General features: G+C 52.9%; 9 protein-coding genes and 2 pseudogenes. All 11 read left to right on the top strand.

What is annotated here, in order from left to right; translation table 11 throughout:
- A partial coding sequence (locus tag IM291_RS19465; RefSeq protein ID WP_192987526.1) for an S-type pyocin domain-containing protein occupies nt 1-607 on the top strand: 607 nt, incomplete at its 5' end.
- A 1-nt stretch (nt 608) separates the two neighbouring features.
- Nucleotides 609-857, top strand: coding sequence for a bacteriocin immunity protein (locus IM291_RS19460; protein ID WP_226837554.1), 249 nt, complete (start codon nt 609-611; stop codon nt 855-857).
- Between the two features lie 46 nt (nt 858-903).
- Nucleotides 904-1,110: pseudogene (locus IM291_RS22125) on the top strand (HNH endonuclease); the annotation flags it as partial.
- Entirely contained in the window at nt 1,097-1,354 is a 258-nt protein-coding gene (locus tag IM291_RS19455; RefSeq protein WP_226837552.1) for a bacteriocin immunity protein, read from the top strand. The pseudogene IM291_RS22125 and the gene IM291_RS19455, both read left to right, overlap by 14 nt.
- Nucleotides 1,326-1,559 (top strand): CPCC family cysteine-rich protein, encoded by a 234-nt coding sequence (locus tag IM291_RS19450; RefSeq protein WP_370552184.1) that lies wholly within the window; start codon nt 1,326-1,328, stop codon nt 1,557-1,559. The genes IM291_RS19455 and IM291_RS19450 overlap by 29 nt, the downstream gene beginning before the upstream one ends.
- An 873-nt stretch (nt 1,560-2,432) precedes the next feature.
- Nucleotides 2,433-3,353, top strand: coding sequence for a transcriptional regulator TdcA (gene tdcA, locus IM291_RS19445; protein ID WP_045260099.1), 921 nt, complete (start codon nt 2,433-2,435; stop codon nt 3,351-3,353).
- A gap of 96 nt (nt 3,354-3,449) precedes the next feature.
- Nucleotides 3,450-4,439: a bifunctional threonine ammonia-lyase/L-serine ammonia-lyase TdcB gene (gene tdcB, locus IM291_RS19440; protein WP_023326154.1), complete on the top strand. Its 990-nt coding sequence runs from the start codon at nt 3,450-3,452 to the stop codon at nt 4,437-4,439.
- Nucleotides 4,440-4,448: 9 nt separating this feature from the next.
- Nucleotides 4,449-5,780, top strand: a complete 1,332-nt coding sequence (tdcC, locus tag IM291_RS19435; RefSeq protein WP_047367071.1) for a threonine/serine transporter TdcC — start codon at nt 4,449-4,451, stop codon at nt 5,778-5,780.
- Nucleotides 5,781-5,809: 29 nt separating this feature from the next.
- Complete coding sequence (tdcD, locus tag IM291_RS19430) at nt 5,810-7,018, top strand: propionate kinase (RefSeq protein WP_192987524.1); 1,209 nt, start codon at nt 5,810-5,812, stop codon at nt 7,016-7,018.
- 15 nt (nt 7,019-7,033) lie between these two features.
- Complete coding sequence (gene pflB / locus IM291_RS19425; protein WP_192987522.1) at nt 7,034-9,328, top strand: formate C-acetyltransferase; 2,295 nt, start codon at nt 7,034-7,036, stop codon at nt 9,326-9,328.
- A 273-nt stretch (nt 9,329-9,601) separates the two neighbouring features.
- Nucleotides 9,602-10,932 (top strand): annotated as a pseudogene (locus IM291_RS19420) (hypothetical protein).
- Nucleotides 10,933-10,934: the final 2 nt, after the last annotated feature.

The raw sequence follows: 10,934 nt of genomic DNA, 5'->3' as shown, positions 1-10,934 counted from the left end.
CCTTATCTGGACCCCGGATCATTCCGGTATTAACGCTCCGTCAAACACAGGTAATCAGACACCTCCAAAGCTACCGGAAAGCATCCTTGTTAACCCGTTACCGGATGGAACTCAGAGTACCAGCACAACAACTCCGGCACCGGATGAAAAAAATTTCGCGGATTACATTCTGATCCTGCCCGTATCAGACATCCCGCCAATTTATATCTATATTCGCAACAATCCGGGACAAGTCACAGGCAAAGGCCAGAAGGTTACTGGCACATGGTTAGGTGATGCGAATCAGGGGAATGGCTCTCCGATCCCGTCTCAGATAGCCGATAAACTGCGTGGGCGTACCTTCTCCAGCTTTGACGACTTCAGGGAAGCATTCTGGCAGGAGGTCAGTAAAGATCCTGAACTATCAGAGAAATTTATCCCCAGCAATTTAGCCCGAATGAAATATGGTATGTCTCCACGAACAATGTTTGTAGAAACTGTTGGGAAAAGGCGTGCTTTTGAAATTCACCATATCAAGCCTGTAAGCCAAGGCGGTGATGTGTACAATGTGGATAATATGGGTATCACGACCCCCAAACGCCACATTGATATCCATAAAGGAGCATAACTTGAAAAGTGTAAGCGAATTGTCAAGAAACGAGTTCATCGAGTTAATTGCAGAAATTATTAGTGCTGAAGGGGGCGAAAGTCATCAAGACGAGCTTTTGGAACAGTTCATTGAGCTATCAGAGCATCCCTCGGGTTCTGATTTAATCTACTATCCTGAACCAGGTGAACAAGCAACACCTGAAGCTATTGCGGAAAAAGTTCAGAAATGGCGTAAAGCCAACGGCAAGCCAGGCTTTCGTGGAGAGTAAGCTCCATTCGTAAACGGTTTGTCCCAGCCTTTCATCAAGACAATTTGATCTAGGTAGTTTAGCTACCATGAAGAATGGTCGAGCGCCTTACGTCAGGAAATCGGAAAGGGTTGGGTTAAGGGGCAAGCATGAGCTTCATCATATTGAAGAAATTCAAAATGGTGGCGCTGTTTATGGTGTCGATAATTTAGGGGTAGCAACACCTAAGCGTCATATCGAAATTCACCGAGGAGCACAAAATGGGAATGGGTAAAGAGATTACTGATTTTAGCGAGGCTGATTTCCTCGCTTTTGTTGAGGGCATCTACCAAGATACCTATCCCTCTGAAAACGCTCATATGGCTGCTGTAGCTGAGTTTGAAAGGCTTTGCGAACATCCTTCTGGCTCAGATTTGTTGTACTACCCGGAGGAAGGGAAAAGCGGACCGCTAGCGATTATCCAAGAAATAAAAGAATGGCGTAAAGCCAATGGAAAACCCGGCTTTCGAGATGAATAAGTCGCAAATTTTTGAGGCCAAGATGTTATGCCCCTGTTGTGGGCAGTTCGAGTTTAGCGGAGAGAGAAGTTATGAATTATGCCCTGTCTGTAACTGGGAAAATGATTCAGTTCAGAGCGGTGATCCTGATTATGCTGGTGGAGCTAATATCATGAGCTTGAACGAAGCGCGCGAAGCATTCCGACAAGGCCGAAAGGTAGGGTAACCCTGCTTTGGAGGATTTAATCTGTGAGTTGGACGACTGGGATTTTTCCCGGCCTTTCTTTTGTCTGGTAACCAGCTTTATCTGTCACACAAAGTGAGATACAGTCTGCGCCACAAGACAACTTCAGCGCTGTAGTTGCCTGACGTACAGTCGAACGAAGCCGCCTTATCGGTCAGCTTCAACTTCTTAAAAAACCCCGCTTCGGCGGGGTTTTTTGCTTTCTGGGGGTTGTAGGCAGGGTAAGTGCATCGCCACCCGGCAACTCGCACAAACGACATCAATTCTCATATTTGCGACATTAAGCACATTTCACTGCATGACCCTTTCGGGCATCGCCATGCCTACCGCAAACGATCGTTATCACAAAATTTCACCCTAAAAAATGGTGAATTTACAGTATTGTTAATTTGTTGCGAATGTTAACTGAACGATCGCAAATATTTTCTTATTTGATATAAACATATTGAAATTAAAAACATTCAGGCTATGAATGTGTGACGTATTCCACTGTTTATAAAAAGCTGTCCAAAAATCCTCTGCAAAATTTGATAATTTGAAAGAATGTTTAAAAGGAATAACGGTTATTTATTGGCCTTTAATTGTCTGAAAGTTCATCTTTATTGATTTATTTAACGTAGAGAAATTTATCAAGGTTATCGCCATAAAATAAATTTATTACTGCTGATTTTATTGATCGATATCAGCGTAATGGTGTGCTTTTAATTTTGTATAATATTGATTGTAAAGTGTTTTTTAGGTTCTTGTTGTGCCCGTAAAATGCGCGGGGAAGCAAATTGTGAGTAACAGCACATACCCCCTGAAACATTATTGGGTAGAATCCGCTGCGTCATAGGGAAATAAGCGCAGAATATTATGAATACTATTATTCTACCGAAAACTCAGCACCTCGTGGTATTTCAGGAAGTCATTAAAAGTGGCTCCATAGGTTCTGCCGCAAGACAACTAGGCCTGACGCAACCCGCCGTCAGCAAAATCATCAGCGACATCGAATCCTACTTCGGGGTGGAAGTGATGGTGCGTAAAAACACCGGCGTAAAACTCACTGCTGCTGGTCAGGTGCTGCTGTCATACGCTGAGTCGATCACCCGCGAAATGAAAAACATGGTGAGCGAAATCAACAGCCTCAGTTTCAGTACCGTCATGGACGTCTCCTTTGGCTATCCGTCGCTGATTGGCTTCACCTTCCTGTCTGAGATGATCAAAAAATTCAGGGAAGTGTTCCCGAAAGCGCGCGTCTCCATGTATGAAGCGCAGCTCTCTTCATTCCTGCCCGCCATTCGCGACGGTCGGCTGGATTTTGCCATCGGCACGCTGAGCGACGGAATGTTGCTTCAGGATCTTCACGTTGAGCCACTGTTTGAATCCGAGTTTGTGCTGGTGGCGAGTAAATCACGAACGTGCACCGGCCCGACCAGATTGGCATCACTTACGCATGAGCAGTGGGTGATGCCGCAAACCGATATGGGCTACTACAACGAACTCCTGACCACCCTGCAAGACAACCGCATCAGCATTGAAAACATCGTCCAGACCGATTCCGTCGTCACTATCTATAACCTTGTCCTTAATGCCGATTACCTGACGGTGATCCCCCGTGACATGATTGCGCCGTTCGGTTCGGACCAGTTTATCGTCCTGCCGGTGGAAGATGAATTACCCGTGGCGCGCTATGCCGCCGTGTGGTCGAAAAATTACAGTATTAAAAAATCGGCGTCAGTATTAGTTGAACTGGCAAAACAATATTCGTCGATGGATATCGATAAACGACGATAAAAATAATTAAGTTTTAAAACACCCGGAGCGACGCTTTTTAACGCTCTGATACCCTGACTTTGCCTGAAAACAATGAATTATTATAACGAGGATATTATGCACATTACCTACGATCTCCCGGTGACCATTGAAGATATTCAGGACGCCAGAAAACGCCTGGCGGGAAAAATTTATAAAACCGGCATGCCGCGCTCAAATTATCTCAGCGAACGCTGTAAGGGTGAGATATTTCTTAAGTTTGAAAATATGCAGCGTACCGGTTCGTTTAAAATACGCGGGGCGTTTAATAAGTTAAGTTCGTTGACGGACGCAGAAAAACGCAAAGGGGTAGTGGCCTGCTCCGCAGGAAACCACGCTCAGGGGGTGTCGCTCTCCTGCGCCATGCTCGGTATCGACGGCAAAGTGGTGATGCCGATGGGCGCGCCAAAATCCAAGGTCGCCGCTACCCGCGACTATTCGGCGGAAGTGGTGCTGCACGGCGAGAACTTTAACGACACCATCGCTAAGGTGAGCGAAATCGTCGAGATGGAGGGGCGCATATTTATTCCGCCTTATGACGATGCGAAAGTCATTGCCGGGCAGGGCACCATCGGCCTCGAAATTCTCGAAGATCTTTACGACGTGGATAACGTGATTGTCCCTATCGGCGGCGGCGGCTTAATTGCCGGTATTGCGACAGCAATTAAATCCATCAACCCGACAATCAATATTATCGGCGTACAGTCTGAAAACGTTCACGGAATGGCGGCTTCCTGGCAGGCCGGAGAAATAACCAACCATCGCGTTACCGGCACATTAGCCGACGGCTGCGACGTGTCTCGTCCGGGTAAATTAACCTTCGAAATTGTTCGTGAACTGGTCGATGACATTGTGCTGGTGAGTGAAGACGATATTCGCAACAGCATGATTGCCCTTATTCAGCGAAATAAAGTGGTGACGGAAGGTGCGGGCGCGCTGGCCTGCGCGGCGTTATTAAGCGGCAAGCTTGACCACTATATTCAGGGCCGTAAAACCGTCTGCATTATTTCCGGCGGCAATATCGATCTCTCCCGTGTTTCCCAAATTACCGGCTTCGTTGACGCATAAAGGTGACCTATGAGCAACACAGAAAGCATTATCGTTGGCCAGACAAAAACGTCCTCCTGGCGTAAGTCTGACACCACATGGACGCTCGGCCTGTTTGGTACCGCCATTGGCGCAGGCGTGCTGTTCTTCCCCATTCGCGCAGGCTTTGGCGGACTGATCCCCATCCTGCTGATGCTGGTACTCGCCTTCCCGATTGCGTTTTACTGCCACCGCGCGCTGGCGCGCCTCTGTTTGTCCGGCAGCAACGTCTCCGGCAACATCACCGAGACGGTGGAAGAGCACTTCGGGAAAACCGGTGGGGTGGTGATCACCTTCCTCTACTTCTTCGCCATTTGCCCGCTGCTGTGGATTTACGGCGTCACCATTACTAACACCTTTATGACCTTCTGGGAAAACCAGCTCCAGATGCCTGCGCTGAACCGCGGCGTGGTGGCGCTGTTCCTGCTGCTGCTGATGGCCTTTGTGATCTGGTTCGGGAAAGACCTGATGGTGAAGGTGATGAGCTACCTGGTGTTTCCGTTCATTGCCAGCCTGGTGTTGATTTCCCTGTCGCTGATCCCGTACTGGAACTCGGCGGTAATCGACCAGGTCAACCTGAGCGATATCGCCTTTACCGGTCATGACGGCATTCTGGTCACGGTGTGGCTGGGGATCTCCATCATGGTCTTCTCCTTTAACTTCTCGCCCATCGTCTCCTCGTTCGTGGTCTCCAAGCGCGAAGAGTACGAGCCGGAGTTCGGGAAAGCATTCACCGAGCAGAAATGTTCCAAAATCATCGGTCGCGCCAGCCTGCTGATGGTGGCGGTGGTGATGTTCTTCGCCTTTAGCTGCCTGTTTACGCTCTCTCCGCAGAACATGGCGGATGCCAAAGCGCAGAACATTCCGGTGCTCTCTTACCTGGCGAACCACTTTGCCTCGATGTCGGGCAGTAAATCCACGTTCGCCACGGTGCTGGAATACGGCGCCTCCATCATCGCGCTGGTCGCTATCTTTAAATCCTTCTTCGGCCACTACCTGGGCACGCTGGAGGGGCTGAACGGCCTGATCCTCAAGTTCGGCTACAAGGGCGATAAGAAGAACGTCTCCGTCGGCAAGCTGAACACCATCAGCATGATTTTCATCATGGGCTCCACCTGGATTGTGGCCTACGCCAACCCGAACATTCTCGACCTTATCGAAGCTATGGGGGCGCCAATTATCGCTTCTCTGCTGTGTCTGCTGCCGATGTACGCCATTCGTAAAGCGCCCGCGCTGGCGAAATACAAAGGCCGGACCGAGAACATCTTCGTGACCGTGGTCGGCCTGCTGACCATTTTGAACATCGTTTACAAACTGTTCTAACCCAAAGCTCAGGAAGAGCGGAGTAACACATGACTGAATTTCCGGTAGTACTGGTTATTAACTGCGGATCGTCCTCCGTTAAGTTTTCGGTGCTGGACGCAGCAGGCTGCGATGCCCTGCTGACGGGCATTGCGGATGGCATCAACACTGAAAAAGCCTTTATTTCCGTGAACGGGGGTGAGCCAGTCAGACTGGCTCACCAGGACTACGAAGGGGCGCTGGCCGCCATCGCCCTCGAGCTGGAGAAGCGCGACCTGATGAGCAGCGTGGCCCTGATTGGCCACCGCATCGCTCACGGCGGCGATCTCTTCAGCGAGTCGACCCTCATCACGGAAGAGGTCATTGAGCAGATCCGCCTGGTTTCCCCGCTGGCGCCGCTGCATAACTACGCCAACCTGAGCGGCGTGGAAGCCGCAGAGCGCCTGTTCCCCGGCGTGCAGCAGGTGGCGGTATTTGACACCAGTTTCCATCAGACCATGGCGCCGCAGGCGTATCTGTACGGTCTGCCGTACCGCTATTTTGAAGAGCTGGGCGTGCGCCGCTACGGTTTCCACGGCACCTCTCACCGCTACGTGTCCGGGCAGGCGCACGCGCTCCTCGGGCTGTCCCCCGATGACAGCGGCCTGGTGATTGCCCATCTCGGCAACGGGGCGTCCATCTGCGCGGTGCGCAACGGTAAAAGCGTCGATACCTCAATGGGGATGACGCCGCTGGAAGGGCTGGTGATGGGCACGCGCTGCGGCGACGTGGACTTCGGCGCAATGGCGTGGATTGCCCAGCAGACCGGCCAGTCGTTCGAGGATCTGGAGCGCGTGGTCAACAAAGAGTCCGGGTTGCTTGGCATCTCCGGTATCTCCTCCGATTTACGCGCGCTGGAGAAAGCCTGGCATGACGGCAATGACCGGGCGCAGTTGGCGATAAAGACCTTTGTCCACCGCATAGCGCGGCATATCGCCGGTCACGCCGCGTCTCTGCACCGTCTGGATGGCGTGATCTTCACTGGCGGCATCGGTGAAAACTCCACGCTGATCCGCGCGCTGGTGGCGGAACATCTGAAGGTGTTTGGCATCGCGCTCGACGAGGCGAAAAACGCTCTGCCGGGCAGCGCGGGTGCGCGCGTCATCTCCACCGAGTCGTCCCGCGTGACCTGCGCGGTTATCCCTACCAACGAAGAAAAAATGATCGCGCTGGACGCCCTCCGTCTTGGAAAGGTTATCCCGGCCGCGGCTTACGCCTGATAAAGCGAGAATCACATGAAAGTAACAATCGATACGGGCGTCGCGCCCTACAGCGACGCATGGGCCGGGTTTCGCGGTGAAGAATGGAAAAACGCCGTTAACGTCCGCGATTTTATTCAGCATAACTACACCCCTTATGAAGGCGATGAAGCTTTCCTCGCGCAGGCGACGCCAGCAACGACGGCGCTGTGGCAGAAGGTGATGGTCGGCATTCGCCAGGAGAATGCCACCCACGCCCCGGTGGATTTCGACACCAACATTTCCACGACCATTACCGCCCACGGACCGGGCTATATCGACCAGGATCTTGAGACGATCGTCGGCCTGCAAACCGACAAGCCGCTCAAGCGCGCCCTGCATCCGTACGGCGGGATCAATATGATCCGCAGCTCGTTCGAAGCCTACGGGCGGGAAATGGATCCGCAGTTCGAATACCTGTTTACCGACCTGCGTAAAACCCACAACCAGGGCGTGTTTGACGTTTACTCCCCGGAGATGATGCGCTGCCGTAAATCTGGCGTGCTGACCGGTCTGCCGGACGGCTACGGGCGCGGGCGCATTATCGGCGATTACCGCCGTGTGGCGCTGTACGGCATCAGCTATCTGGTGCGCGAGCGTGAACTGCAGTTTGCCGATCTGCAGGGGAGGCTAGAGCGCGGCGAAGATCTGGAGGCAACGATCCGCCTGCGCGAGGAGCTGGCGGAGCACAGGCGCGCGCTGCTGCAGATCCAGCAGATGGCGGCGAACTATGGCTTTGATATTTCACGTCCGGCGATGAACGCGCAGGAAGCGGTGCAGTGGGTCTACTTTGCCTACCTTGCCGCAGTGAAATCCCAGAACGGCGGGGCGATGTCGCTGGGGCGCACGGCCTCGTTCCTTGATATCTACATTGAACGCGACATGCAGGCGGGGCGGCTGAACGAGGTGCAAGCCCAGGAGCTGATCGACCACTTCATCATGAAGATCCGCATGGTGCGCTTCCTGCGCACGCCGGAGTTCGACACGCTCTTCTCCGGCGATCCGATCTGGGCCACGGAAGTGATCGGCGGCATGGGGCTGGATGGCCGTACGCTGGTGACAAAAAACAGCTTCCGCTACCTGCATACCCTGCACACCATGGGGCCCGCGCCGGAGCCGAACCTGACGATCCTCTGGTCTGAACAGCTGCCGATCGCGTTTAAGAAATACGCCGCGCAGGTGTCGATCGTCACCTCGTCGCTGCAGTATGAGAACGACGATCTTATGCGCGCCGACTTCAACAGCGACGACTACGCCATTGCCTGCTGCGTCAGCCCAATGGTGATCGGCAAGCAGATGCAGTTCTTTGGCGCTCGCGCCAACCTCGCCAAAACGCTGCTGTACGCGATTAACGGCGGGGTGGACGAGAAGCTGAAGATCCAGGTCGGCCCGAAAACCGAGCCGCTGCTGGATGAGGTGCTGGATTACGACACCGTGATGGCGAGCCTCGACCACTTTATGGACTGGCTGGGGGTGCAGTACATCAGCGCGCTGAATCTCATTCACTACATGCATGATAAGTACAGCTACGAAGCCTCGCTGATGGCGCTGCACGATCGTGACGTCTATCGCACCATGGCCTGCGGCATTGCCGGGCTGTCGGTGGCGGCGGATTCCCTGTCGGCGATTAAGTACGCCACGGTGAAACCCGTGCGCGACCATACCGGCCTGGCGGTGGACTTCGTCATCGAAGGGGACTATCCGCAGTACGGCAACAACGACGACCGCGTGGACAGCATCGCCTGCGACCTGGTGGAGCGATTTATGAAGAAGATCCAGGCGCTGCCGACGTATCGCAACGCGGTGCCGACTCAGTCGATCCTGACTATTACCTCCAACGTGGTCTACGGCCAGAAAACGGGCAACACGCCGGACGGACGCCGCGGCGGCACGCCGTTTGCGCCTGGCGCCAACCCGATGCACGGTCGCGACAGGAAAGGGGCGGTGGCTTCGCTAACGTCGGTCGCCAAGCTGCCGTTTACCTACGCCAAAGACGGGATCTCCTATACCTTCTCCATTGTGCCGCAGGCGCTGGGCAAGGATGAACTGGTGCGCAAAACCAACCTGGTGGGGCTGCTGGATGGGTACTTCCATCACGAAGCGTCTATTGAGGGCGGGCAGCACCTGAACGTCAACGTCATGAACCGGGAGATGCTGCTGGATGCCATTGCCCATCCGGAGAACTACCCGAACCTGACAATTCGCGTATCCGGCTATGCGGTACGGTTTAACGCTCTGACGCGCGAGCAGCAGCAGGACGTGATTTCGAGGACGTTTACGCAGGCGATGTAATTCCAATTGCCATTGTGCCTCCTCCCTAGAGGAGGCTTTTAATTTCGTGAATGTTGTCACATTTAGAAAATACCCTCATCATTTACATCTTCAGTAGCAATTTTTCCTCCAGCGTCAGGAAATCCCTATAAAACTTGTGACTTTTTTCTCCCTTGCTCCGGCTATGATTTTCTCACACCAATAACAAACACCTGCTGCTCTCTGACTCGCAATCGCTGGCGATCGGAACCTAATAAAAACAATTGTTTACCCTACAAAATAAGCGAGTGCCCAATGAATATGGCAACAAACAGCAGTGTGATTGTGAGTGTTTCCCTGCGGCAAGGCGGGCGGGAATGAGCGAAAGCGAATGGCGAGAGGCGATCAAATTCGACAGCACCGACACGGGCTGGGTCATCATGAGTATCGGGATGGCTATCGGCGCGGGAATCGTTTTTCTTCCGGTGCAGGTTGGATTAATGGGGCTGTGGGTCTTTTTGCTCTCATCGATAATTGGCTATCCGGCCATGTACCTCTTCCAGCGATTATTTATTAATACGCTGGCGGAATCCCCGGAATGTAAAGACTACCCGAGCGTGATTAGCGGTTATTTAGGTAAAAACTGGGGCATCTTATTAGGTGCACTTTATTTCGTGATGCTGGTCATCTGGATGTTTGTCTATTCCACGGCTATCACCAACGACAGCGCATCCTATTTGCACACTTTCGGTGTCACCGAGGGGTTGCTGTCGGAAAATCCCTTCTACGGCTTATTCCTGATCTGTATTCTGGTCGCCATCTCTTCGCGCGGTGAAAAGCTGCTGTTTAAAGTCTCCAGTCTGATGGTGCTGACCAAATTATTTGTGGTGGCGGCGCTGGGGCTTTCGATGATCGGCCTCTGGCATTTAGCCAACGTGGGCATGCTGCCGCCAATGGGGTTGCTGATAAAAAATGCAATTATTACGCTGCCCTTTACCTTAACCTCCATTCTGTTTATCCAGACATTAAGCCCGATGGTGATTTCCTATCGTTCACGGGAAAAATCCGTTGAGGTGGCGCGTCATAAGGCGCTGCGGGCGATGAATATCGCCTTTGGCATACTGTTTGTCACGGTCTTCTTCTACGCCGTCTCTTTCACCCTGGCGATGGGACACGACGAAGCGGTGAAAGCCTACGAGCAGAACATTTCCGCCCTGGCGATTGCGGCGCAGTTTATCAGCGGCGACGGCGCGGGCTGGGTCAAAATCGTCAGCGTGATCCTCAATATTTTTGCCGTGATGACCGCCTTCTTCGGTGTCTATCTCGGCTTCCGCGAAGCCACGCAGGGGATCGTGATGAATATCCTGCGCCGTAAAATGCCGGCTGAACGTATTAATGAAAGCATCGTCCAGCGCGGGATCATGCTGTTCGCTATCCTGCTGGCCTGGAGCGCGATCGTGTTAAACGCGCCGGTACTGAGCTTCACCTCTATCTGTAGCCCCATCTTCGGCATGGTGGGCTGCCTGATCCCTGCATGGCTGGTCTACAAGGTACCGGCGCTGCATAAATATAAGGGCGTATCGCTGGTGATTATTGTTATCACCGGGCTGCTGCTTTGTGTTTCTCCTTTCCTCGCATTTTCCTGAGG

Source organism: Enterobacter cloacae complex sp. P27C (assembly GCF_014895705.1).
GTDB lineage: Bacteria > Pseudomonadota > Gammaproteobacteria > Enterobacterales > Enterobacteriaceae > Enterobacter > Enterobacter bugandensis.
Note: the sequence above shows the minus strand (reverse complement) of the source record. Positions and strands in the feature narration are given on the sequence as shown.